The 418-nt window shown below is 44.5% G+C and carries 1 protein-coding gene; it reads left to right on the top strand.

Annotation, left to right across the window (positions count from 1 at the left end):
- Positions 1 to 87 precede the first annotated feature (87 nt).
- Positions 88 to 418, top strand: a 331-nt coding sequence (locus ON09_RS23885; protein WP_029204610.1) for a hypothetical protein, incomplete at its 3' end; no start/stop codon positions are given.

The raw sequence follows: 418 nt of genomic DNA, 5'->3' as shown, positions 1-418 counted from the left end.
CCGCATCAGAGCGATCAAGTAGTTTTTTATCATTTGATAAATGCAGTCTTTGATTACTGCAGTACCTTCGGGTTAAATCAATCTGATATGAAAACTGCACTGTCTATTTCCCAAAAATCCAGCTTGTTAGCGGCCTGCCTGTTCACAGTGATTGCGCCGGCTGCCGGCTACCTTTCCATTGGCCTTGCACCCGTCGTTATCGTTGGCGGTTCGGCATTAATCGGCCTGATCTGCTGGTATGTCACCTATCTTAAAAACCCGGTTGAACCCCGTATTATCCTTCCGCTATTTATTCTCACCGTGGCTGCTCTTCAGGTTCATATTATTGAAGAATACCTGATGGGTTTTGCTCCGGCAATGAGCAGACTATTTTATATCCATTGGAGTGAAAAAAGCTTCATGATGGTTTTTGCACTCA

The sequence above is a fragment of the Pedobacter agri PB92 genome (assembly GCF_000258495.1).
Taxonomy (GTDB): domain Bacteria; phylum Bacteroidota; class Bacteroidia; order Sphingobacteriales; family Sphingobacteriaceae; genus Pedobacter; species Pedobacter agri.
The sequence above is the reverse complement of the archived record's forward strand: the minus strand, read 5'-3'. Positions and strand labels throughout refer to the sequence as shown.